The 23834-nt window shown below is 61.1% G+C and carries 25 protein-coding genes; 16 read left to right on the forward strand and 9 right to left on the reverse strand.

Translation table 11 applies throughout. From position 1 onward, the window contains the following. Positions 1 to 278: 278 nt before the first annotated feature. From BLO97_RS00735 to BLO97_RS00745, 3 genes are read right to left on the reverse strand one after another with little or no spacing between them, the layout of a single operon-like run. The gene (locus BLO97_RS00735; RefSeq protein WP_092145523.1) at positions 279 to 1460 is read right to left on the reverse strand and encodes an acetyl-CoA C-acetyltransferase; all 1182 of its coding nucleotides are present in this window, start codon (positions 1458 to 1460) and stop codon (positions 279 to 281) included. 11 nt (positions 1461 to 1471) lie between these two features. Further along, a complete protein-coding gene (locus BLO97_RS00740; protein WP_003180355.1) occupies positions 1472 to 2137 on the reverse strand; it encodes a CoA transferase subunit B in 666 nt (221 codons plus the stop codon). Positions 2138 to 2172: 35 nt separating this feature from the next. Next, positions 2173 to 2871: a CoA transferase subunit A gene (locus BLO97_RS00745; RefSeq protein ID WP_063322042.1), complete on the reverse strand. Its 699-nt coding sequence runs from the start codon at positions 2869 to 2871 to the stop codon at positions 2173 to 2175. A 168-nt stretch (positions 2872 to 3039) separates the two neighbouring features. On the opposite strand from BLO97_RS00745, the gene BLO97_RS00750 reads away from it, so the two are divergent. Beyond that, entirely contained in the window at positions 3040 to 3945 is a 906-nt protein-coding gene (locus tag BLO97_RS00750) for a LysR family transcriptional regulator (protein ID WP_092145526.1), read from the forward strand. Between the two features lie 19 nt (positions 3946 to 3964). On the opposite strand, the gene BLO97_RS00755 is transcribed toward BLO97_RS00750, so the two are convergent. Then, complete coding sequence (locus BLO97_RS00755) at positions 3965 to 4804, reverse strand: NAD-dependent protein deacetylase (protein WP_092145528.1); 840 nt, start codon at positions 4802 to 4804, stop codon at positions 3965 to 3967. A gap of 193 nt (positions 4805 to 4997) precedes the next feature. Here BLO97_RS00755 and BLO97_RS00760 point away from each other — a divergent pair, with 193 nt between their 5' ends. The 8 genes from BLO97_RS00760 (at position 4998) to BLO97_RS00795 (ending at position 11333) form a co-directional block, all read left to right on the forward strand. Next, on the forward strand, positions 4998 to 5507 hold the full coding sequence (locus tag BLO97_RS00760; protein WP_092145531.1) for a ferritin-like domain-containing protein: 510 nt from the start codon (positions 4998 to 5000) through the stop codon (positions 5505 to 5507). 73 nt (positions 5508 to 5580) lie between these two features. Further along, the gene (locus BLO97_RS00765; RefSeq protein WP_092145533.1) at positions 5581 to 5853 is read left to right on the forward strand and encodes a hypothetical protein; all 273 of its coding nucleotides are present in this window, start codon (positions 5581 to 5583) and stop codon (positions 5851 to 5853) included. A gap of 33 nt (positions 5854 to 5886) precedes the next feature. Further along, on the forward strand, positions 5887 to 6135 hold the full coding sequence (locus BLO97_RS00770; RefSeq protein ID WP_092145535.1) for a metallothionein: 249 nt from the start codon (positions 5887 to 5889) through the stop codon (positions 6133 to 6135). Positions 6136 to 6558: 423 nt separating this feature from the next. Further along, on the forward strand, positions 6559 to 6936 hold the full coding sequence (locus BLO97_RS00775) for a con-10 family general stress protein (RefSeq protein ID WP_092145537.1): 378 nt from the start codon (positions 6559 to 6561) through the stop codon (positions 6934 to 6936). Between the two features lie 264 nt (positions 6937 to 7200). Continuing rightward, a complete protein-coding gene (locus tag BLO97_RS00780; protein WP_072347677.1) occupies positions 7201 to 8082 on the forward strand; it encodes a manganese catalase family protein in 882 nt (293 codons plus the stop codon). 104 nt (positions 8083 to 8186) lie between these two features. Then, the gene (locus BLO97_RS00785) at positions 8187 to 9116 is read left to right on the forward strand and encodes a ZIP family metal transporter (RefSeq protein WP_092145539.1); all 930 of its coding nucleotides are present in this window, start codon (positions 8187 to 8189) and stop codon (positions 9114 to 9116) included. Positions 9117 to 9293: 177 nt separating this feature from the next. Beyond that, positions 9294 to 9794 (forward strand): YciE/YciF ferroxidase family protein, encoded by a 501-nt coding sequence (locus BLO97_RS00790; protein ID WP_072407072.1) that lies wholly within the window; start codon positions 9294 to 9296, stop codon positions 9792 to 9794. A 132-nt stretch (positions 9795 to 9926) separates the two neighbouring features. After that, entirely contained in the window at positions 9927 to 11333 is a 1407-nt protein-coding gene (locus tag BLO97_RS00795) for a saccharopine dehydrogenase NADP-binding domain-containing protein (protein ID WP_092344437.1), read from the forward strand. Here BLO97_RS00795 and BLO97_RS00800 read toward each other — a convergent pair. Next, the gene (locus tag BLO97_RS00800; protein WP_092223952.1) at positions 11320 to 11727 is read right to left on the reverse strand and encodes a YkvA family protein; all 408 of its coding nucleotides are present in this window, start codon (positions 11725 to 11727) and stop codon (positions 11320 to 11322) included. The genes BLO97_RS00795 and BLO97_RS00800 overlap by 14 nt on opposite strands. Before the next feature lie 140 nt (positions 11728 to 11867). On the opposite strand from BLO97_RS00800, the gene BLO97_RS00805 reads away from it, so the two are divergent. Next, the gene (locus BLO97_RS00805; protein ID WP_092344439.1) at positions 11868 to 12887 is read left to right on the forward strand and encodes a hypothetical protein; all 1020 of its coding nucleotides are present in this window, start codon (positions 11868 to 11870) and stop codon (positions 12885 to 12887) included. Positions 12888 to 12896: 9 nt separating this feature from the next. On the opposite strand, the gene BLO97_RS00810 is transcribed toward BLO97_RS00805, so the two are convergent. Then, complete coding sequence (locus BLO97_RS00810) at positions 12897 to 13091, reverse strand: hypothetical protein (protein ID WP_092145547.1); 195 nt, start codon at positions 13089 to 13091, stop codon at positions 12897 to 12899. 288 nt (positions 13092 to 13379) lie between these two features. Between BLO97_RS00810 and glsB the strand changes: the two genes are divergently transcribed. Beyond that, positions 13380 to 14288 (forward strand): glutaminase B, encoded by a 909-nt coding sequence (gene glsB, locus BLO97_RS00815; protein ID WP_092145549.1) that lies wholly within the window; start codon positions 13380 to 13382, stop codon positions 14286 to 14288. A gap of 62 nt (positions 14289 to 14350) precedes the next feature. Here the strand turns inward: glsB and BLO97_RS00820 are convergent, their stop codons facing one another. Further along, on the reverse strand, positions 14351 to 14680 hold the full coding sequence (locus BLO97_RS00820; RefSeq protein WP_063322033.1) for a hypothetical protein: 330 nt from the start codon (positions 14678 to 14680) through the stop codon (positions 14351 to 14353). A gap of 672 nt (positions 14681 to 15352) precedes the next feature. Continuing rightward, positions 15353 to 17299 (reverse strand): DNA topoisomerase III, encoded by a 1947-nt coding sequence (locus tag BLO97_RS00825; RefSeq protein ID WP_092344441.1) that lies wholly within the window; start codon positions 17297 to 17299, stop codon positions 15353 to 15355. 38 nt (positions 17300 to 17337) lie between these two features. Here BLO97_RS00825 and BLO97_RS31525 point away from each other — a divergent pair, with 38 nt between their 5' ends. The 5 genes from BLO97_RS31525 to BLO97_RS00845 all read left to right on the forward strand — a co-directional run bounded on the left by BLO97_RS31525 (position 17338) and on the right by BLO97_RS00845 (position 22119). Beyond that, the gene (locus BLO97_RS31525; protein ID WP_175489819.1) at positions 17338 to 17484 is read left to right on the forward strand and encodes a hypothetical protein; all 147 of its coding nucleotides are present in this window, start codon (positions 17338 to 17340) and stop codon (positions 17482 to 17484) included. 57 nt (positions 17485 to 17541) lie between these two features. Beyond that, positions 17542 to 17949, forward strand: a complete 408-nt coding sequence (locus tag BLO97_RS00830; RefSeq protein WP_063322031.1) for a response regulator — start codon at positions 17542 to 17544, stop codon at positions 17947 to 17949. Between the two features lie 114 nt (positions 17950 to 18063). Beyond that, positions 18064 to 18585: a sigma-70 family RNA polymerase sigma factor gene (locus BLO97_RS00835; RefSeq protein WP_092344443.1), complete on the forward strand. Its 522-nt coding sequence runs from the start codon at positions 18064 to 18066 to the stop codon at positions 18583 to 18585. Continuing rightward, on the forward strand, positions 18582 to 19541 hold the full coding sequence (locus tag BLO97_RS00840; RefSeq protein WP_092344445.1) for a FecR domain-containing protein: 960 nt from the start codon (positions 18582 to 18584) through the stop codon (positions 19539 to 19541). The genes BLO97_RS00835 and BLO97_RS00840 overlap by 4 nt, the downstream gene beginning before the upstream one ends. 97 nt (positions 19542 to 19638) lie before the next feature. Next, positions 19639 to 22119: a TonB-dependent siderophore receptor gene (locus tag BLO97_RS00845; RefSeq protein ID WP_092344447.1), complete on the forward strand. Its 2481-nt coding sequence runs from the start codon at positions 19639 to 19641 to the stop codon at positions 22117 to 22119. Positions 22120 to 22160: 41 nt separating this feature from the next. On the opposite strand, the gene BLO97_RS00850 is transcribed toward BLO97_RS00845, so the two are convergent. Further along, on the reverse strand, positions 22161 to 23783 hold the full coding sequence (locus tag BLO97_RS00850; protein ID WP_092145559.1) for an MFS transporter: 1623 nt from the start codon (positions 23781 to 23783) through the stop codon (positions 22161 to 22163). Between the last annotated feature and the right edge of the window lie 51 nt (positions 23784 to 23834).

Consider the following 23834-nt stretch of genomic DNA (forward strand, 5'->3'; position numbering starts at 1 on the left):
CTGCGCAGCAGACCCAAGCCTTTGCCTGAGACACCGAGTCGTCAGGCTTCAGGGCCGCTTCGCGCCCCAGCGGGAGCAAGCTCCCTCGCCACGGGGATTGGGTTGAGCACGCAATCGACGGTACACCGCGGCCCTCTGTGTGCGAGCTTGCTCGCGATGAGGCCGGCCAATCATGCGCAAAACCAAAAAAAACGGCGCAACCTAAGTTGCGCCGTTTGTTGCCAGGGGTTGCGCGGATGTTCGTGGGTCCGGGCCACCCCTGTTGAACGCTTTGCCGGTCAGGCCCGTTCCAGTGCCAGGGCCACGCCCTGGCCGCCGCCGATGCACAGGGTGGCGAGGCCTTTCTTGGCGTCGCGCTTGATCATTTCATGCAGCAGCGACACCAGCACGCGGCAGCCCGACGCACCGATGGGGTGACCCAGGGCGATGGCGCCGCCGTTGACGTTGACCTTGTCCATGTCCCATTTCAGTTCCCGGGCTACCGCCAGCGATTGGGCGGCGAAGGCTTCGTTGGCTTCGATCAGGTCCAGTTGGTCCAACGACCAGCCGGCCTTGTCCAGGCAGCGACGGGTGGCCGAGACCGGGCCAATGCCCATGATGGCCGGGTCGACGCCGGCATTGGCGTAGGCACTGATTTTCGCCAGCACCGGCAGGCCCAGGGCCTTGGCTTTTTCGGCGCTCATCAGGATCACTGCGGCGGCGCCATCATTGAGCGAGGACGCATTGCCCGCAGTGACGCTGCCGTCCTTCTTGAAGGCCGGCTTGAGCTTGCCCAGGGATTCGGCGGTGGTGCCGGCGCGCGGTTGCTCGTCGGTGGCGAACGCCACGGGATCGCCCTTGCGCTGGGGGATCAGGATCGGTGTGATCTCATCGGCGAAGCGGCCGCCCTCGATGGCGGCGACGGCTTTCTGCTGGGACGCGGCGGCAAAGGCATCCTGTTCTTCACGGCTGATGCCGTACTTGTCCACCAGGTTCTCGGCGGTGATGCCCATGTGGTAATCGTTGAACGCATCCCACAGGCCATCGGTGATCATGCTGTCGATCATTTTCGCGTGGCCCATGCGCAGGCCGGTGCGGGCGGCCGGTAACACGTACGGGGCCAGGCTCATGTTCTCCATGCCACCGGCAATGATCACTTCGGCGTCGCCACAACGAATCGCCTGGGCGCCCAGGTGCAACGCCTTGAGTCCCGAGCCGCAGACCTTGTTCAGGGTCAACGCCGGCACCGCATGCGGCAGGCCAGCGAGGATCGACGCCTGGCGAGCCGGGTTTTGCCCGGAGCCCGCCGTCAGCACCTGGCCGAGGATCACTTCATCGACCTGCTCACCGGACAGGCCGGTTTGCTCCAGCAGGCGCCGAATCACCGCTGCACCGAGTTCCGGCGCGGGAATGGAAGCCAGCGAACCCTGGAAACTGCCGATGGCGGTACGGGTAGCGGCGACAATCACGACTTCTTGCATCGAATCTCTCCTCACTGGGCAGCGAACTGCATTTCAGGCACGTGGTCCGGCACGATCAATTTGCCGGCGGTCTTGGCGACGATTTCCTCGACGCTGACGCCTGGGGCACGTTCTTTCAAAATGAAGGCGCCATCCTGGATTTCCAGGTAGGCCAGGTCGGTCAGCACCCGCTTGATGCACCCGGCGCCGGTCAGTGGCAGGCTGCAACGCGGCAGCAGTTTCGACTCGCCGTCCTTGGACGCATGGGTCATGGTGACAATGATGTTCTCGGCGCCGGCCACCAGGTCCATCGCGCCACCCATGCCCTTGACCAGCTTGCCGGGGATCATCCACGAGGCAATGTTACCTTCGACATCCACCTCGAACGCACCCAGTACGGTCAGGTCGATGTGGCCGCCGCGGATCATGGCAAACGATTCGGCCGAGGAAAAGATCGACGCGCCAATGCGCGCGGTGACGGTTTGCTTGCCGGCGTTGATCATGTCGGCATCGACTTCGGCTTCGGTGGGAAATGCGCCCATGCCGAGCAAGCCGTTTTCCGATTGCAGCATGACTTCCATGCCTTCGGGAATGTAGTTGGCGACCAGGGTCGGAATGCCGATGCCCAGGTTCACGTAGTAGCCGTCCTGCATTTCGCGGGCGACGCGTTGAGCCATTTGTTCGCGGGAAAGTGCCATGGTGTTATTCCTTCATTCGGGCCGGGGGCAGGGGATCACTTGCGCACGGTGCGCTGTTCGATGCGTTTTTCGAACGTGCCGCAAATGACCCGGTCGACGTAGATGCCAGGGGTGTGGATCTGCGTCGGGTCCAGCTCGCCGGGCTCGACGATTTCTTCGACTTCCACCACCGTGATCTTGCCCGCCGTGGCGGCCAGCGGATTGAAGTTCTGCGCGGTGTGGCGATAGATGACATTGCCGAAATGGTCGGCCTTCCAGCCCTTGACGATGGCGAAGTCGCCGGTGATGGATTCTTCCATCAGGTACTGGCGGCCATGGAATTCACGCACTTCCTTGCCTTCGGCCACCGGCGTGCCGACGCCCGTGGCGGTGAAGAACGCCGGGATGCCGGCGCCGCCGGCGCGCATTTTTTCAGCGAGGGTGCCTTGTGGGGTGAGCACGACTTCGATTTCGCCGCTCAGCAGTTGCTGCTCGAAGAGGGCGTTTTCGCCCACGTAGGAGGCGACCACCTTGCGGATTTGCCGGTCTTCCAGCAGTACGCCGAGGCCGAAGCCGTCGACGCCGCAGTTGTTGGACACCACGGTGAGGTCGCGGATGCCCTTGCGCTTGATCTCGGCGATCAGGTTTTCCGGGATACCGCACAGGCCAAAGCCGCCGGCGATGACGGTCATGCCGTCTTTCAAGCCTTCCAACGCTTCTTCATAAGAACTCACGCGTTTGTCGAAACCTGCCATAGACACCTCTTTTATTCTTGATGGGGTCGCAATGGAGTGCAGTGTTGCGCTAAGTCATATATTTGTTAAGTTGATTTTTAGGTTGGATTGATTGATAAAACTCAACAGTCGCCGCCATCCACTGGCGGCTCGAAACTTACGGCTTGCCCCTGGAGCGAAGCGATCCCCATGACCCTCAAGCAGATCCGAGCCTTCCTCGCGGTGGCCCAGAGCCTGAGCTTTGCCGTGGCCTGCGAACGGCTGCACCTGTCCCAGTCGGCCCTTAGCCTGACCATCAAGGCCTTGGAAGAAGGCCTCGGCGGTCGTTTGTTCAGCCGTAATACCCGCAACGTGGCGCTGACGCCCGAAGGTGAGTCCTTGTTGCCACTGGCCCGACGGCTAGTTGCCGATTGGGACAATGCCGAAGACGAAATGCGTCAACGCTTCACCTTGCAGCGTGGTCGCGTGACGTTGGCGGCAATGCCTTCGTTCGCTGGCAACCTGCTGCCACCGATCCTCAAGACCTTCCGCGCCCGCTTTCCGAATGTCAACGTCACGGTCAACGATGTGATCAACGAACAGGTGCTGGAAATGGTCCGCGATCGTCATGTCGAATTGGGTGTGGCGTTCGAGCCGATGCAGGGTGCGTCATTGGCGTTCACACCTTTGTATCTCGATCGCTTCGTCGCGGTAGTGCCGCTGGACTCACCGCTTGCCCAGCGCGACGAAATCCACTGGGAAACCCTGCTGGAACAGCCCTTCATCACGCTGCAACGGCCATCCACCGTACGGGTGATGCTGGAGGAGCATTTGCAGGCCCGGGGCATGAAACTGCCTGTGGAGTTCGAGAGCCACCAGTTGGCGACCGTCGGGCGGATGGTCGCCAGCGGGCTGGGGGTGAGTGCCGTGCCGGCGCTGTGCGTCGGGCAGATGCATGAGCTGGGTGCCCGCTGCATCACCTTGAGTGATCCGGTGATCGAGCGAGCCATCGGGGTGCTGACCAAACCGGGGCATGAACTGTCGGCGGCGGCGCAGGCGTTGTTCGATACGCTCAGGGATCAGGAGTTGGGCTCGTTGACCACAGGCCAACACTGACCCTGTGGGAGTGGTGTGGTTAGCGCGGGTGTTGCGCCAGCAATGGCAGTAATTGCTCACACGGCTCTTCAAGCTTGAGGTCCAGCAACTCATCGGCCCGGGTCTTGCCCCGGTTGATCACCAGCAACGGCTTGCCCTGGTCCTTGATGGCCCGGCACAGGCGAAACGCCGAATACGCCATCAGCGACGAGCCCACCACCAGCAGGCCGTCGGCTTGCTCGACGGCTTGCATGGCGCGGGTCGCGGTGAGGGGGGCGACGTTCTCGCCGAAAAACACCACGTCGGGCTTCAACCGCTCGCCGCCGCAATGGGGGCAATTGGGCACTTGAAAGCGCGCCTCGAACGCCGGGTCCAGCAGGGTATCGCCGTCGGGCGCCTGCACGGCGTCGACACCGGCCAGGTAAGGATTCTGCGCTTCCATCGACAACTGGATCTGCTGCCGCTCGCTGCGCTGGCCACAATCCAGGCACAACACACGGTGCAGGCTGCCGTGAAGTTCAATGACGTCCTGGCTGCCGGCCTGGTCATGCAGCGTATCGACATTCTGCGTGATCAACCCGGTGATGCGCTGCTGCGCCTGCAGTTGGGCCAAGGCGTCATGGGCCACGTTCGGCCTGGCCTGCCTCACCCGTGGCCAGCCCAGCATCGCCCGCGCCCAGTAGCGCCGTCGTGCTTCGGCCTGGGCGAGGAACTCCTGGTACATCATAGGCTGTCGACCCCGTCGTACGCCGTCGCTGTCGCGGTAGTCGGGAATCCCCGAAGGCGTGCTGATGCCGGCGCCGGTGAGCACCAGGAAACGACGCCCGGCCATGTGCTCCAGTAACCGATCGAACGGTGCAAGGTGAAGGTCGTCGGGCATTGGGTGTCTCCGTGGGCCTGGAGCCGTTGAGATTAGCACTGCAATTGCGCAGGAAAACGGTCCCAGCGCCTTTCGTCGCCCTGGCCCGTGGTCTTTTCAAACTTTCCCCGACGCCGCGCTATCCACTTTTATGTGCGGTACTTCAGAACCGTCGCGCTGCGTTGCAGTAGCGACCACGGCTAAGGAGAAGGAAATGGCAACGCCTAAAGAGAACCTGCTGGACTGGCTCAACGATGCCCATGCCATGGAGCAGCAAGCGGAAAAAATGCTCAAGGCCCAGGCCGAGCGCTTGGAGCATTATCCGGTGCTCAAGGCCCGGATCGAGGAGCACTTGCAGGAAACCCTCGGCCAACAAAAGTTGGTCGAACAATGCATCCAACGCCTGGGCGGCAGTACGTCGACGCTCAAGGACCTGGCCGGCAAGCTCATGGCCTTTGGTCAGGCGGTGGGCGGCATGACAATGAGCGACGAAGTGGTCAAGGGGGCCATGAGCGGCTATGTGTTCGAGAACCTTGAAATCGCCTCCTACACCGTGCTGATCGAGGCGGCGAAAGTAGCCGGGGATGTGGAAACGCAACGGGCGTGCGAACAGATCCTGCCCCAGGAAATCGCCATGGCCGAGTGGTTGCGCGACCACTTGCCGGAAATTACCCAGGCGTTCCTGGAGCGTTCGGCCAATCCGCACACCGAAGCCAAGCGCTGAATACGGCTGAGTGTTAAAGAGCGACCGGATGGCGTGTCGAGTGCTCCTTGAAGCGGCCGAGAAGAGGAAACGTATGAAGCAGACCACGGGTGAAGTACGGGCCATCAATCGACAGAGCGCAATGGTGGGGGTGTATGTGGCGCAAGAGGACGGCCATACCGTGCTCGAGCTGAGTTCGGCCAACGACATCGATATTGGCGACATCCTTGAATGGAACAGCGGCACGGCCTTGGGCACGCAGTCCTATCACAACCTGACCAAGGGCTGGACTGCTGATGTGTACGTGGCCAAACACGGCGTTGCGGCGGCGAATCTCGAAGTCCAGCTGATGGTCGGGTCTTCCTGACGGCGCCTCGACCCCTATCCCGGGAGAAAGAGCATGAGCGAATTAAAGTGCGGTTGCCCCGATTGCCAGTGTGAGATAGATCCGCAACGGGTTTTCAATCATGACGGCGAAGCCTACTGCAGCCAGGCCTGCGCCGAACAACACCCCAACGGTGAACCGTGTCCGGCGCCAGACTGCCATTGCGAACGCAGTGGCAAGGTGGGCGAGCGGGACGTCACCAATAAGCAGCTGGACGACGCGCTGGAGGAGACGTTTCCGGCAAGCGATCCGATTTCACCCTGAGCATTCTTGAATCCGGGTATCGGCGACAGGGTATCCGGACGCCGCAAGCCGGTCAGTGCGGTGGTGCAGGACAACACCGGCAGCCCGCGAGTTTTGGCTTCCTGGAACGGCGCGAGGCCAGGGTGACGAGACCGGTGCAGTAGGGTGCCGGCGCCGCCCGACCTTTGGCGGACAGCGTGGAAAGACACGCACTGCTTTCAATTGAATGTAATAACTAGCTGCTAAGGTGTTTAAGATAATTTATGACTCATCGCTTGTTTGATAGCGAGTTGTAATGCTCAGCAGTTGAATGGATTTGAATTTTCGCCTTCTGACCGTTCGTCGCCGTTCGCTGAATTTCTTTCAAACCTTGGCGAAGTCCAATTCTCATAGTACATACGAGCCAGCGAGGCTCGTTAAACACTAACTAACGAGGTGAATGAAATGGCTAATACAGGAAATAACAATCCTGGCAATTTCGCTAACGATCGTGAGAAGGCATCGGAAGCCGGGAAAAAAGGTGGACAAGCGTCCGGTGGCAACTTTGCCAATAACCCGGAACGCGCCTCCGAAGCAGGTCGCAAGGGGGGGCAGGCATCGGGCGGTAACTTTGCCAACGACCCTGGACGCGCTGCGGAGGCTGGCCGCAAAGGCGGGCAGGCATCGGGCGGTAATTTCGCCAACGATCCTGAGCGCGCCTCGGAAGCGGGCCGCAAGGGTGGCCAGGCTTCGGGCGGCAATTTTGCCAATGACCGGGAAAAGGCCTCCGAAGCCGGTAGGAAGGGCGGCGAAAACAGCCGTGGCGGCGGTCGTGACTCGTAATGCCCGCTGAACAGACAGGCCCCGTGCCCATGGCATGGGGCCCCATGGGCGGCAATAATTGAATGCGGATATAAAGTTTCGCCTGGCTTTACAAGCTTTCCTTTTTATTCGAAATGAGATGTGCGGTATTGTTTTTTCATTACCGTTCATCTTATTTATCGAATAAAAAATAAAATCAAATTCTCTTAACTTTTTCTGATGTCTTGTGGGCCTGTTATTGCTGGCAGTGTCTCCATGGTTTATGTCTGATCGAGGGGTTTTATCATGTTTTTACATAATAAAAGACTGCAATACACCGTGCGTGTCGCCGAACCTAATCCCGGGCTTGCCAACTTGCTGCTTGAACAGTTCGGTGGTGCCCAGGGTGAGCTGGCGGCGGCGTCGCGCTACTTCACCCAGGCCTTGTCCGAGGACGATCCAGGCCGTAAGGATTTGCTGATGGACATCGCCACCGAGGAGCTCAGTCACTTGGAAGTCATCGGTTCGATCATCGTGATGTTGAACAAAGGTGCCAAGGGCAAGATGGCCGAGGGCGTGGAAAAGGAGGGCCAGTTGTACCGGGACATCAACGGTGCCGGCAATGATTCCCACATCACCAGCCTCCTGTATGGCGCCGGTTCGCCGTTGACCAACTCCGCCGGTGTGCCCTGGACCGCCGCCTATGTGGACACCATCGGCGAGCCGACAGCGGACATGCGTTCCAATATCGCGGCCGAGGCGCGGGCGAAAATCGTCTATGAGCGCTTGATGAATGTCACTGACGATCCCGGTGTGAAGGAAGCGCTGGGCTTTTTGATGACCCGCGAAATCGCCCACCAATTGTCGTTCGAAAAAGCCCTGCATTCGATCCAGCCCAATTTCCCCCAAGGCAAATTGCCGGGCATGCCGGAGTTCACCAACGTGTACTTCAATATGTCCCAAGGCGAACCTACCGTGCGCGGCCCATGGAATCAGGGCGACGATTGGGAGTTCGTCGAAAATCCAGCGCCGGCGGTGGATGGCGGCGATGGCCTGGCCAGCGTCCAGCTCAGTGAAAAGGACGAAGCGCTGCTGATGGACATGAAGGCACGGACGATGTCCAACCCGGAAAGCAACCCCACCACAGGTGCCGACTTGGGTTCAGGGATGCAAGGTGACAAACTGTAAACAACGGCGAGGGAGGAGACTCCCTCGCCTGAACCTTTGCGTCTGAGCGTTCCCGCCATGCAACGCTCAGACTGGTTATGCCCACAGAGCATTAAGGACATTCGATGGACCAGCCCACTTCCCGGATCCGATCCCCCTGGCGCACCTGGCTGGGTCCTGTACAAGACAATCTGCTGTTGGGCGTGAGTTTCTGGCTGGGGCTTGCGGTGATCACCGCATTGTTACTCTACAGCGGCTATAACGCCTTGGTCGGCGCTGATCGGCACAATCTGGGCTACGCGGTCCTGGGCGGAACGTCCGGTTTCGCCGCCACGGCCTTGGGCGCATTGATGGCGGTGGTGCTGCGCGATATCTCGTCACGCACCCAGGACATCATGCTGGGTTTCGCCGCCGGCATGATGCTCGCCGCCAGCTCTTTCTCTCTGATTCTGCCGGGCATCGAAGCCGCGCAGGTGATTTGTGGCAATCAGTTGCTGGCCGCGTTTGTCGTCGTGCTTGGCCTGGGCTTGGGTGTAGCCCTGATGATCGGCCTCGACCGCTTCGTGCCCCACGAACACGAATTGAGCGGGCGGCGCGGTCCCGAGGTCAAGCGCATTAATCGTGTGTGGCTGTTCGTGCTCGCCATCACCTTGCACAACCTGCCGGAAGGCATGGCCATCGGCGTCAGTTTTGCCGACGGCGATTTCAAGGTCGGCTTGCCCCTGACCACTGCCATCGCCATCCAGGACATCCCCGAAGGACTGGCCATTGCGATGGCGCTGCGGGTCACGGGCATCAGCACCTTGCGTGCTGCGCTGATTGCAGTGGGGTCCGGGCTGATGGAACCGTTGGGATCGGTGATTGGCCTGGGCATGTCATCGGGTGTGGCGGTTGCCTACCCCATCAGCCTCGGGCTGGCGGCAGGGGCGATGATCTTCGTGGTGTCCCACGAAGTGATTCCCGAGACCCACCGTAACGGCCATGAAACGCCGGCGACGCTGGGCCTGATGATGGGGTTTGCGGTGATGATGTTTCTCGACACGGCGCTCGGCTGAAGGCTGCTCGACCGTCTCGATACCCTCCGTCCACGCTTCGAAAAATTTCTTGAACATCTGAAATTTTCTTCGGGTCAGTGTTGATGACAGGTGAAGCAGCGGATGCCGGCTCCACCCTCATCTACCCTTTGAGGCCCGCCAATGCGGCGCCTTTTCTTGACCGGAGGATGATTGAAAATGGCCAGGAAAACAGTGACCGACCTGTTCATTCACGAACTGTCCGATATCTACAGCGCCGAGAAGCAGATCACCCGCGCATTGCCCCGCATGGCCAGGGCTGCGACCAACCCTTTGCTGGCGCAAGCCTTCAACGATCACTTGGAAGAAACCCAAGGCCAGATCGAACGCATCGACACCCTCATCGAAGTGGCCGGCATCAAGCTCAAGCGCATGAAGTGCGTAGCCATGGAAGGGTTGGTGGAAGAGTCCAAGGAACTGCTCGAGGAAATCGAGAAAGGGGCGGTACTCGATGCCGGGTTGATCGGCGCGGCGCAAAAAGTCGAGCATTACGAGATCGCCAGTTACGGCACCCTGATTGCCATGGCCAAGCACTTGAACCTCGGCGATGAAGTGGTCGGGCTGTTGCTGGCGACGCTCAAGGAAGAAAAGGCCACCGACGAGAAACTGTCCAAGATCGCCGAGCAGGGCGGTAACCAGGCCGCGACGATGGACTCTTGACGACCGGCCAGTCGGGGGCTGGCGCAGGATCGACAAGGCCTGCGCCAAGCGCCTGTCGACTCTGACAGTAGCCAAAGACTCGATGCCGGTATCTCATGGCTCCATTGTTTGCGTTCTCCCCGGAGGCAGCTCATGGAACACCGGGTCCCATTCACCGGGCATCTGATCTTCATCGGGTTCGGTTCAATCACCCGGGCAACCTTGCCGTTGCTATTGGGACAGGATCATGTCCCGGTCCAGCACATCACGGTCATTGCGCCTGTTATCGAGAAGCACATCTGGTTCAAGGAGCGAGGCATCAGTTTCGTTCCCAAGGCGCTGACTGAGTCGACCTTCGAGCAAATCCTGGATCGCTTCGTCAGGCGCGGCGACTTCATCGTCAACCTGTCGGTGGCGGTCAGTTCGCTGGCGCTGATGGCCTATGCCTTCGAGAAGGGCGCGCTGTACCTCGATACCTGCGTCGAGCCTTGGGCGGGCGGCTACGACGATCCGCAGTTGAGCCTATCGCGTCGTACCAACTACGCCTTGCGCCATCAGGTCCTGGATTTGCGAAAAAAACTGGGCGAGGGGCCGACGGCGGTGGTGGCCCATGGCGCCAATCCCGGCCTGATCACCCATTTGCTCAAGGCCGGGCTGGTGGAGCTGGCGGTGCAACTGAATCATCCGCTGCCACACAATAGCAAGGGTGTGGATTGGGCCCGGTTGTGCATGGAGACGGGCATCAGAGTGATCCATTTTGCCGAGCGTGATACTCAGTGCTCCAAGCAAATAAAGCAGGACGATGAGTTTGTGAACACATGGTCGGTGGAAGGGGTCATCAGTGAGGGCTGCCAACCGGCGGAGTTGGCCTGGGGCACCCACGAGCGCAGTTGGCCGTCGTCTGCCAGGCGCCATCGCTTCGGGAGTCGCAACGCCATTTACCTGGAACGGCCGAGCGCGAGCGTACGGGTCAAGACCTGGACACCGCTGGGCGGGCCCTGCCTGGGCCTGATGATCACCCATCACGAAACGGCCTCGACCGCCGACCTGCTGACCGTGAAAGATCAACGCCAGTTGATCTACAGGCCGACCCTGTATTACGCCTACCATCCGTGCAACGATGCCTTGTTATCGATGCACGAGCTGATCGGGCACGGCTGGCAGGGCCAGCCCCGGCAACGCATCCTCAACGGTGAAATCGACGGCGGCGGCGTCGATGCGCTGGGTGTCCTGCTGATGGGGCACGAACTGAATGCCTACTGGTTCGGCTCGGTGTTGAGCATCGATGAGGCACGCGCGCTGTTGCCCTTCAACAATGCCACCAGCCTGCAGGTGGCTGCGGGCGTGCTGGCGGGAATCGTGTGGGCGGTGGAGCATCCGGATCGCGGTATCGTCGAGCCGGAGCAGATGGACCATGAGCGTGTACTGGAAGTGGCCAGGCCTTACCTCGGCACCCTGGTGGGCAAGTGCACCGACTGGCGACCAACCGGCACCCTCTACGAAGCTCTCCGCAACCGGGCTGCGTTCGAGTGGCAGTTCGAGCAGTTCACCCGTTTTTGACCCGGGCCCCTGAAAACCACCACGCCGTGGCCGCCAGCGCTGCCACCCATGCCAGCACGATCAGTGCCGCTGCCATCTTGTTCACCGGGCGTTGACCGTCGTTCTCCTGCCACTGTAGGGCCTTGGCTTCACACTCGGCCAGTATGGCCGGCGGCATCAATCGAATGGCCAGCCAGATGCCCATCGGTAACAGGATCACGTCATCCAGATAACCCAGCACCGGGATGAAATCCGGAATCAGGTCGATAGGACTCAGGGCGTAGGCCACCACGATGATTGCGATCCATTTGGGCAGCCATGGCGTCTGCTGATGGCGATAGCAGAACCACAGCGTGATGGTCTGGCGCTTCAGGGCCGTGGCCCAGTGGCGAAGACGTTCGAGGAGCGTTGCCATTCAATAAACCTGCTAAGACCGAGATACCAGGCCAGGGTAACCGCAAACGCCGGATAAGCCTGCCTTGGCCCGCAGGTTTTGCTGCTCTGCACCTATACTCAATCCCGTGGTGGATGACATGAATCCGGGGTGGCGCGATCGTGCTGCGTTCGCTGATGTTGGCCGTTGTGCTCGTTCTGGCGGGGTGCGCCACGTCACAGCGCGGTCAACAGGCTGCCACGGTGACGATTGACCAGGCCACTTGGCGACAGGTGGACCAGCAGATCATCGCAGCATCGAAAAGCGCCGTAGAACAGGCGGCACTTTACGCCCGTGGGTCGATGGAGCATTGGCGCACGTTGGTCTATAAGCGCACCGAGGTTGAATTCATTCCCTGGTTCAGCAGCTATTGGACCCAGGAGTGGCTGGCGGTGAAGGTCAGTTGGTACGCCGCCAGCGCCGAGGGCGAGACGGATTCTTCGGCCAGGCGCCTGGCGGTTTACCTGCAGGAACAATATCGCGAGCAGGTGCTGGAACCGGTGGCAGTGGAAATCGATCCCGAGGCGATCAGGGCCAACGCCATAGGCTACTACCTGCGCCAGCTCAATCAGCAGGTCCAGGTCATCGCCCTGCGGCATCGCATCCCGAACGAACTGATGAACCGGCGCTTGCACGGCATCCCGGCCATCCGCCTAGGTCCGCCCGCGGCGCGTGATGCTTCGTTGTACGAGATGGTTCACACCGAACCGTTGAACACCCTGCCGGCCTATGCGGCGCTGATCGATCACGTCAACAAGGCTGCAACCACAGGTGCCGGACCCTCTGAGGCGGTGATCGCCACGGTGGCGCAGCGCACCAGCGAAAAAATCGAGGCCCAGTTCGCCACGAGAGGGGCAACCGGTGCAGCGGCGGCCGTTGCCGGGAAGGCGGCCGGGGCGTTGATCTCGGTGGGCGTGGCGGGCATTCGTGCGATCATCCACGAGGGCGAGCGGCCGGAAATGGAGGCGCAGATCCGCAAAAGCCTGAGTGCTGCGTTCGATGAGGCGTGGTTCAAGTCGCTCAAGCATCCCCTCAGCGGGGTAATGGCGCCGGTGTATTACCTGGACGAGGAAGTGGGAGGCAACCTGGTGGAGGCGGACCTGGCCAATCGAGCGGTGGCATTGCCGGACATCAAGCCGTGACGGGCTGGCTCATTCTGACCCAAGGGTGACGCGACACCCCTTGCGCTGGCGGATCTGTTCGTCCGTGGGACGCTCTTTTACGAATTCGAAGCGCGGCTCGCCTTCGCTGTAGATCACCAGCCAGCCCCATTCCAGCTCGCTTTCATCCTGCCCGGGCCTGGGCGGCGAGGCCCACCAGGGTTCTTTTTGCACGATCTGACGCATGGCGTTCCTCCTATCGGTTGATCCCCTCAACTATAGACCGCTTGATTTCGCGATAAGCGCTGGTGAAAACCCAGCATCTTGTGGCGAGGGAGCTTGCTCCCGCTGGGCTGTGAAACAGCCCCATCAAGGGAATGCAGTGGCTGGGTCAGGGGTCGCTTCGTGCCCCAGCGGGAGCAAGCTCCCTCGCCACGGGATTTTGCGGGCAATTCAGTGTGCTCTGACGCCGCCCACCAGCGTCTAGCGTCTGTATCCCCGCACTCGAACGGGGAATGACTGGACCCCGCGCATATGCAAGCACTGTTGAACGAGATCCTCGATGCGGTTCGCCCCCTGATCGGTCAGGGCAAGGTGGCCGATTACATTCCGGCCCTGGGCACTGTGGCGCCTAACCAGTTGGGTATTGCCGTGTATGGCAACGACGGCGAGTTGTACTGCGCCGGCGACGCCGAAACAGCGTTTTCGGTGCAGAGTATTTCCAAGGTGTTCAGCCTGGTGCAGGCCATCGGGCATTCCGGCGAAGCGATCTGGGAGCGCCTGGGCCATGAGCCGTCCGGCCAACCGTTCAATTCCCTGGTGCAGCTGGAATTCGAACGTGGTCGACCACGCAACCCGTTCATCAACGCCGGCGCGTTGGTGATCTGCGATATCAACCAGTCGCGTTTCGCCGCCCCGGCGTTGTCGATGCGCGATTTTGTGCGCCGTCTGTCGGGTAACCCACAGGTGATGGTGGACGGCAAGGTGGCCGAATCGGAATACCAGCACCGCGCTCGCAACGCAGCGATGGCGTACCTGATGCAATCGTTCGGCAACTTCCATAACGACGTGGAAGCGGTGCTGCGCAGTTATTTCAGCCACTGCGCCCTGCGGATGAGTTGTGTCGACCTGGCGCGGGCGTTCTGCTTCCTGGCCAACGACGGGTTCTGCAAGCACAGCGGCGAGCAGATCCTCAGCGCCCGGCAGACCCAGCAGGTCAACTCCATCATGGCCACCAGCGGCTTGTACGATGAGGCCGGCAATTTCGCTTATCGCGTCGGCCTGCCAGGCAAGAGCGGTGTCGGTGGCGGGATTGTCGCCGTGGTGCCGGGGCGGTTCACCGTATGCGTCTGGTCGCCTGAACTCAACGCCGCCGGCAACTCTCTGGCCGGCATGGCGGCGCTGGAATTGATGAGTCAGCGGATTGGCTGGTCGGTGTTCTAGTTTCCTGCCGCACAAAAAAGGCCCGCTCCTGATTCAGGAGCGGGCCTTCTTGTCAGGGGATATCAGCAGAGGCGGTCGATGACCCGGACCTCGGAAGTGTTCTGCATCGACTGCCAGGCCTGGGTCAGCGTTTGCAACACGCGACCGATGAAGTCTTTGTCGGCCGCAGCCTTCTTGCCAACATAGCCCTGGCCACGGCGGTACATCTTCAGCCGGGCACCCAGCTCATGCGTGTTCTTTTCGAACTCGTCTTCGCGGGTGTAGGGCGACAGGCAGTCCATATGCACCTGGCCAGTCTTGCTGATCCACAGGATATGGCTGTCGAGCGTGTCTTTGTGTGCTGCGAATATGCGAGCCAGTTCATCAATAGATGGTTGATTATTCAGATTCATGTGTAAGCCCCTTGACCATTTGGTTGATCTGTCTGGTGGTTCGCAAAAACTTCGCTACTCGGTAAGTACCTGCCTGCTACCGAAACCAGGCCGTCAGCATGCTTCCGTCGAACTTCGACGGGGTCGTGCATCGGTTGTGTAGTGTTATCGAAGGGCTGCTACGCAAATGCGCTACAACGAAGAGAAACAGCGAAGAATCTTCAGTCAGTGTCAACTTTCGAGGGTTGAACCACGTGCGTCATGAGGATCTTCACCGACGTTTCTCGTCCTTGTTACCGGACGGTCAGGCCAGGTCAGCACCTTCAATCTGCCTTGTGGGCAGTCCCTTATCCAAAAAACAGCTCGGCGGTCAGACGAGCTTGCTCAAACAGTTGCCTGTACTCCCGATCGGGGAGACGTCTGCATCATGCAAGGGCAAATCGGAGGCGTCAACGGTTTTGTAGTGATTATTTTTGGTCACTACATATTGTCGGACAAAATGGTTTGGGTATGAGCAATTGGGCTTGAGCCGAGCCCTGTGGCGAGGGAGCTTGCTCCCGCTGGGCTGCGTAGCGGCCCTCTGTCAAATCCCCTCGATTACCCTGATCCACCGTGCCGCCAGGTTTAGGGCCGCTTCGCGCCCCAGCGGGAGCAAGCTCCCTCGCCACAGGGTCTGTGTTTGGCATCATAGGCTCAGGTGGCCTTGGCCTTGCTCGCCTTGCGCGGTGCACCGGCTGCCTTGCGCTTGGCCGGCTTGCGCTTGTTCTTCCACGGGGTTGCGCCACGCCCGGCGGGGCTGGCCGGGCCGCTGATGGTCAGGCTCATGCCCTGGCAGCGGGCGACGTGCTTGCTCATCCAGGCGGCTTGACGGGTCACGAATTCTTCCAGGCTCATTTCGCCGCTTTGCACCATGTCCAGGGCCTGCTCCCAGATGGCCGTGGTGCCCGGGTCGGCGATGGCCCGGGGCACGGCGTCGATCAGGCTGAAGGCCGCCGGGGTGGCCGACAGGGCCTTGCCGTTCTTCACCAGGTAACCGCGGTCGAGCAGCCCCTGGATGATCGAGGCTCGGGTCGCTTCGGTGCCGATGCCGGTGGTGTCCTTGAGCTTCTGCTTGAGCAGCGGGTCCTCCACCAGTTTGGCGACGTTCTTCATCGCCTTGATCAAGTCGCCTTCAGTGAAGGGCTTGGGCGGCTGGGTCCACAGGTCCTTGGGTTTCACCTCGTCCACCGTGCAATCGCGACCTTCGGCCAGTGCCGGCAAGGTTTGCGGTGCCGGCGCTTCACGGCCCTTTGCCGGTGCCAGTGCTTCGGGCAGTGCGCGTTTCCAGCCGGGTTCGACGATCTGCTTACCCACGGCGCGCAGCGCCTGGCCGGCACAGTCGAAGTCGGCCTGGGTCCGGTCGTATTCGTGGTTGGGCAGGAACTGCGCCAGATAGCGTGCGCGAATCAGCGTATAGACCGCACGCTGCTTGCCGGCGAGTTTGTCGAGATTCTTGGCGGCGGCGGTGGGAATGATGCCGTGGTGCGCACTGACCTTGGCGTCGTTCCAGGCTCGGGATTTACGCTGCGGCTGCAGGTGCTCGCGCAACGGCGCGAGGCTGGGGTCGGCCTGGGCGAGGGCGGCCAGGATGGCGGGTACTTCGCTGTGCTGGCTCAAGGGCAGGAAACCGCAATCGCTGCGAGGGTAGGTGATGAGCTTGTAGGTCTCGTAGAGCGACTGGGCAATGTCCAGGGTTTCCTGGGCGCCGAGGCCGAGTTTCTTCGAGCAGACTTCTTGCAGGGTGCCCAGGTCGAAGGGCAACGGCGCCGCTTCGCGCAGGCGCTCGGTACGCACCTTCAGTGTCCGGGCGGTGGCGGCGTTGCGCATGGCCTGGGCCGCGTCTCGGGCCAGGGCCTGGTTCAGGCAGCGTTCCTGATCGTCGCAGGCATCCGGGTCGGCGCGCCACTGGGCGGTGAAGGCCATGCCTTCGTGACTGAGCTGCACGTCGATGGCCCAATAGGCGACCGGTACGAAGTCGGCGATGCTGCGGTCGCGATCCACCACCAGGCGTAGCGTCGGTGTTTGCACGCGGCCCACCGGCAGCACGCCCTGGTAGCCGGACTGGCGCCCCAGCAGGGTGAACAGGCGACTCATGTTCATGCCTATCAGCCAGTCGGCCCGGGAGCGACCCAGCGCCGAGTGATACAGGTTGAAGGTTTCGACTCCCGGCTTGAGGGCGGCCAGGGCCTTGCGGATCGACGCTTCGTCCAGGGCCGACAGCCATAGCCGCCGGATCGGTCCGCGATAACGGCAATGTTCCACCAGCTCCCGGGCGATCATTTCGCCTTCGCGGTCGGCGTCGGTGGCGATCACCAATTCCTTTGCCTCCCCCAGCAGGCGCTTGACCGCCTTGTACTGGCTGGCGGTTTTCGGCTTGACGGTCATTTTCCATTGCGCCGGCACAATGGGCAGGTCGGTCAGTACCCAGCGCTTGTAGCGCGCATCGTAGGCGTCGGGCGGGGCGGTTTCCAGCAGGTGGCCGATGCACCAGGTGACCGTGATGCCAGGGCCCAGCCAGCAACCGTCGCCACGGCGCGTGGCACCGAGCACGGCAGCGATGTCCTTGGCCTGGGACGGTTTTTCACACAGGTACAGCTGCATAGCGCCCTTTTCCTGAGCAGATTTCATGGGGCTGTAGCATGGTCATGGATGCGCGCAAGGGCAAGTTTTATCTGTATGGATATACAGATAAAAACGTTGCGCTGCATTGCCAGGGGGTGTCTGGCATGACATTCGGCGGCCTGTTGGCACGCAGAATGAATTTCTCGCAGGGGGATGGCTCATAACTTCAAGGCGGTTGAAACCCGCAAAGCAGGTTTATGAGGTCAAGGAGAGTCACTTTCATGAATTCGATGCCAAATGGCAACGGCCAGGCGACTACACGTTTGATTCTCGTTGTGGAAGATGATCCGACCATCCTGGAGTTCCTCTGTGAAATCCTCGAGGAGGAAGGGTTTGTCGTGGAGCCTCGGGAAAGCGCCGACGCAGCGCTGACATTTCTGGAGGAGAGCGCGGATTACGTCGATCTGCTGCTCACCGATATCACCATGCCCGGCAAGATTGATGGCGCGGACCTGGCCAACCTGACCGGAGACCGCTGGCCGCAGATACCGCTGCTGATCATGTCCGGTTTCGAGACGCCGGAAAGCGCCGGGATCAAGCACCACGCGTCCTTCATCGCCAAGCCTTGGGCGTTGGGACAGATGCTGGATCTGGTGGAAAGTACGGTGAAAAGCCACTCTCTGCACTGATCGATCCCAGAACGACGGGTTGTGATCGACCCGTCGCACTCATGTTTGGGTTGCAAGCGGCGATGGCTCCCATGACAATGCGAGTCATTATCAGTCGCGAATTATTCCATTGCCATGTCCGCCAACGATCTGTCCTTACGCAGTGCCGTCGACGTTCTGTACAGCGATCATCACAGTTGGCTCCAGGGCTGGTTGCGCAAGCGCCTGGGCAACGCCTTCGATGCAGCGGACCTCACCCAGGACACCTTCGTGCGCGTCCTCAAGGCTCGCACCGCATTGGACATTCGTGAACCGCGACCGTACCTGTCGATGATCGCCAAAGGGCTGTTGATCGATCTGTTCCGCCGCCGTTCACTGGAACAGTCCTATCTCGAAGCATTGGCCGCCATGCCGCAAGAGCAGCACCCATCGCTGGAAGACCAAGCCATCCTGCTCCAGGCCTTGATGGAAATCGACCGCTTGCTGCTGGGGTTGGGGCCGCGTATCAGGCAGGCGTTCATCCTGTCGCAGTTCGATGGCCTGACGTATCCGCAAATTGCCGAGCGCTTGGGCGTCAGTGTCCGCACGGTCAATAACCACATGGCCAAGGCCATGGAACATTGCTGCCTGATGCAAATTCAATTGCAGCTGTCATGAACCTGCCGCCCGAAGAGTTGAGGGCCATTCGTGCCGCCGCGCAGTGGTACGCCAAGCTGCATTCGGGCATCACGACCGACGCGGATCGGGCCGGGTGGAATGCCTGGCTGAGCGCCGATCCGTTGCATGGCCAGGCCTGGCAAAGAATGACGGCGGTGGCCGAACAGATGGCGAGTGTGCCGGGTGCACTGGCGGCGCCGACCTTGAGTGATACCCACAACCGATCCCGTCGCCAGGTATTGCGCAGCGTGTTACTGCTGACGTCCGCCAGTGGCCTGGGGTGGTTGGGCTGGCGCAGCCAGGCGACTCAGAATCTGTTTTGCGATTACCGCACCACGGTGGGCGAGCGCCGTGAGTTTCAACTGGCGGACGGCAGCACGCTACTGCTCAACACCGACACGTCGGTCAATGTTCGTTTCGATGCAAACCAGCGGCGACTGGAGCTGTTGCGGGGGGAGATTCTCGTGACGACGGCGGTTGATCCCTTGCGGCGTCCTTTCAAGGTGGCCACGGGGCCTGTCGAAGTACTGGCGTTGGGGACGCGTTTTATAGTCCGTGGCCAGGCGCAAGGCGGCGAGGTGGCGGTGCTGGAGAAAGCGGTCGAGGTCAGTCTGCCGGCTATTGGATCAAGGCGGCGGGTCGAAGCCGGCCAACGCCTGGACTTCAATGATCGGTCACTGCGTACGCTGCGCGGCAACGATGTGTCGGTGGGTGCCTGGCAGAAGGGAAGCATCATTGCCATTGACCGTCCCCTGGCGGCGCTGCTGGAGGAGCTTTCGCGTTACCGCAACGGTGTGCTGCGTTGTGATCCGGCCATTGGCGACTTGAAGGTGTCGGGTGTGTTTCCCGTCGATGACACGGACCTCGCCCTGGCGGCACTGGAGAGTGGTTTTTCGTTGCGAGTGACCCGATACAGCCGTTTCTGGGTCCAGGTATCGAGTGGCGACCGACGCTGACGCTACGGCGCGATAAAAAAATTGTTCTGCACTTTTCATCCGCATCGTTCGGCTCTTCCTCAGTGAGTTTTTAACGACCGTTTTGGGGAGGGGAAGCATGTCTTGGGTGAGCGCGCCAGGTCGTCTGGTGTTTGCAGTAAAAATCGGCCTGCTGGCAGCCGCTACGGGCAGCGCCGGGGCCGTGAATGCCAGCCCGGTTCCAGAGGCTTCGGCGCAGCAGCGTTGGGTGCAGGCCTACGATATCGGAGCCGGCAGCCTGGTGGATGTCCTGACCCGTTTTTCCAGCGCTGCCGGGGTCGCCATTTCGTTCGATGCCCGGCAACTCCAGGGCCTGCGATCGCCTGGCCTGAGCGGTTCGTTTGGCGTGGTTGACGGATTTGCGCGCATTCTGGGTGGCAGCGGCCTGCAAGCCGACTTCCAGGCCAACGGTACGTATGTGCTGCGCCGCCCCGTGCCCGGCAACGGTTCGGCCATGGAACTGGGCGTCACCACCATCGACGGACAGAGGATCGGCGCGACCACCGAGAACAGTGGCTCCTACACGACAGGGGCGGTCACCATTGGCAAAGGCGAGCACTCGCTGCGCGAAACGCCACAATCGGTGACGGTGATCACCCGCAAGATGCTCGATGACCAAAACCTGAACACCATCGATCAAGTGATGGAAAAGACGCCCGGCATTACCGTCTACGACTCGACCATGGGCGGAAAATATTTCTATTCCCGTGGGTTCCGGATGTCCGGCCAGTATCAATATGACGGCGTCCCGTTGGACATGGGCAACAGCTATGTCCAGGCCGATAGTTTCAGCAGTGACATGGCGTATTACGACCGTGTCGAAGTCCTGCGCGGTGCGGCCGGGATGATGAAGGGCTCGGGTGGTACCTCCGGCGGCGTCAATTTCGTCCGCAAACGCGGCCTGGCCACGGCCCAGACCGAACTCAGTCTCTCGGGCGGTACTTGGGACAACTACCGTGGGCAGGTCGACACCGGTGGCCCACTGAATGATTCCGGTACTGTGCGGGGCAGGGCGGTGATCGCCGAGCAGAGCCGGCATTATTTTTATGACGATGCCCGTCGCAAGGACCAGATCTATTACGGCGCGCTCGACTTCGACCTGAGCCCCGATACGACGCTCGGCCTGGGCGTTGCCTATGAAGACGTCGATGCAAGCCCCTGCTGGGGCGGGCTGCCTCGCTACAGGGATGGCAGCGATCTGAAGCTCAGCCGCTCCACTTGCCTGGATCCGTCGTGGAATACCTGGCGTAGCCAGCGGACCACGGTATTCGGCGATCTCAAGCATCAGCTTAACGACGACTGGGCCGTGAAGGTGGCCGGTGTCTATACGAAAAACACCCAGGACATCAAATACGCGTTTGCATCGGGCTCGGTGACGCCAGGCATCTCGACCACCAACATGCTGGGCAGCATGTACGATTACGACCAGGTCGATTACGGCCTCGATGCGTATCTGGACGGCAAGTTCGATGCCTTTGGGCAGCAGCACGAATGGGTCATCGGCTTCAACGCCAGTCGCTCGGACAAAGATGACTTTTTCTCGGTGGCATTGCTGCCAGAGAAACAGAATGTGTTCGATCCGGATCGTCATATTCCCGAACCGGACGACAGTTACTTCATCGAAAACTCGACGCGCGGTGGTCCGGTCAAGACCGTTACCGAGCAGCAAGGGATGTATTCGACCCTGCGCCTGAAGCTGGCGGATCCCTTGACGTTCGTGGTGGGCAGCCGGGTAAGCTGGTACAGCTCCAAGACCGACTCGGTGTTCCTCACCGGCGGTTCGGAACACGCCAAGAGCACGGAGACGGGCCAGGTCACTCCGTTTGCCGCCGTGTTGCTGGACCTCAACGAACACCTGACGGCCTACGCCAGTTACTCGGACATTTTCACGCCCCAAGGCAACTACCGCTCCGAAAGCGGTTCGGCACTCAAGCCCCTGGTGGGTGAAAGCTACGAACTGGGGATCAAGGGCGAATGGTTCGAGGGGCGCCTGAACAGCGCCTTCAACCTGTTCCGCACGCTGCAGAAGGACCAGGCCCAGACCGACTACATCTCAAGCTGTTCGTCCTCGGACGGTTTCTGCTATGAGAACGCCGGCAAGGTCCGCGCCCAAGGTTTCGAAGCCGAGATCAGCGGTGAAGTCATCGAGCGCCTGCAACTGCTGGCCGGCTACACCTACACCCAGACCAAGACCCTCGAAGACATTGACACCAGCCTCAACGGTGGTTCGTTCAACAGCTATGTGCCGCGCCATGTGCTGCGGCTGTGGGGCGATTATGCCCTCGGCGGGGCATTGGAACGGTTCAGCGTCGGCGCAGGCGTCAACGCACAAAGCGACAACTTCCGAGTGTCGCCAGCGACGGGCGAGAAGATCACCCAGGCCGGTTATGCGGTGTGGAACGGTCGCCTCGGCTACCGCATCGATGACACCTGGTCGTTGGCACTCAATGGCAACAACCTGTTCGACAAGCGCTACTACGCCACCATCGGGACCGAGGGCTTTGGTAACTATTATGGCGAGCCGCGCAACTTCACCCTGTCCATGAAAGCGCGCTTCTGATCCGGTGGCGAGGGCGCAAGCGCCCTCGCCACGGTTTCTCCTCAGTTCTTGTCCAGGTCCACGCTCCGGGTTTCCCGCAGGCAGATCATGCCCACCACCAGGCTCACCCCGGTGATCACCACCGGGTACCACAGCCCATAGAAAATATCCCCAGTGTAGACCACCAGGGCGAACGATACGGTGGGCAGGAAACCGCCGAACCAGCCGTTGCCGATGTGATAGGGCAGGGACATGGAGGTGTAGCGAATGCGGGTCGGGAACAGTTCGACCATCAACGCTGCCAGCGGTCCGTAGCACATCGCCGAGATGATGATCAGCGCCACGATCAAGGCGACGATCATCGGCCGGTTGATCTGCTGGGCGTCGGCCTGTTGCGGATAGCCTGCCAGGGTCACCGCGCCGCGCAGGGCGGCTTCGTCGTAACCTTCGAGTTTCACGTCACCGACGCTGACCTGCACCGTGCTGCCGGCTGGGGCGGCGACGCTGCTGTAGGGCAGGCCTTGCTTGACCAGGAAGGTCTTGACTTTGTCGCACGGGCTGTCGAAACGCGCCTTGCCCACCGGGTCGAACTGGAAGGTGCAGGTGGCCGGGTCGGCGATCACGGTGATCGGTGCCTGGCGGCTTGCCTGGTCGATGGCCGGGTTGGCGTAATGGGCCAGAGTCTTGAAGATCGGGAAGTACAGCGCCGTCGCCAGCAGCAGGCCGATCATCAGCACCGGTTTGCGCCCGACCTTGTCCGACAGCCAGCCAAAGAAGATGAAGAACGGTGCGCCGATCACCACGCTGACAATCAGCAGGCTGTTGGCCAGGGCCGGGTCCATCTTCAGGAACTGGGTGAGGAAAAACAGCACGTAGAACTGCGCGGCGTAGAAGGTCACCGCTTGCCCGGCGTTGATGCTGAACAGGGCGATCAACACCACCTTAAGGTTTTCCCACTTGCCGAAGGATTCGCGAATCGGCGCCTTGCAGCTCTTGCCTTCTTCTTTCATTTTCAAGAAGGCCGGTGATTCGTGCAGGCTCAGGCGGATCCAGGTGGAAATGCCCAGCAGCAGGATCGACAGCAGGAACGGAATGCGCCAGCCCCAGACCTCGAACTGGTCGCCAGTGAAATAGCGGCAGCCCAGCACCACCAGCAGCGACAACAACAGCCCGAGGGTGGCCGTGGACTGAATCCAGCTGGTATGAAAACCGCGCTTGCCCATTGGCGCGTGCTCGGCAACGTAGGTCGCCGCGCCGCCGTACTCACCGCCCAGGGCCAGGCCCTGGAGCATGCGCAGCACCACCAGGATGATCGGCGCGGCAATGCCGATGCTGGCGTAGTTGGGCAGCAGGCCGACGCAGAACGTCGCCACGCCCATGAGGATGATGGTCGCCAGGAATGTGTACTTGCGCCCGATCATGTCCCCCAACCGACCGAACACCAATGCCCCGAACGGCCGCACGATGAAACCGGCGGCGAAGGCCATCAGGGCGAAGATGAATGCTGTGGTGTCGTTGACCCCGGCGAAGAACTGCTTGCTGATCACCGCCGCCAGGGCGCCGTAGAGGAAAAAGTCGTACCACTCGAACACCGTCCCCAGGGACGAGGCGAAGATGACTTTCTGGGTTTCCTGGCTGGTGCCGACGCTGCGCGTGGCTTCCAGGGGCTGAACATGCTCGGACATAGCGGTATCCCTCACAGTGATTGTTTTTGTTGTTCCACTGCGACGCCGGGG

Source organism: Pseudomonas sp. NFACC05-1, from assembly GCF_900100135.1.
Classification (GTDB): Bacteria; Pseudomonadota; Gammaproteobacteria; order Pseudomonadales; family Pseudomonadaceae; genus Aquipseudomonas; species Aquipseudomonas fluorescens_Q.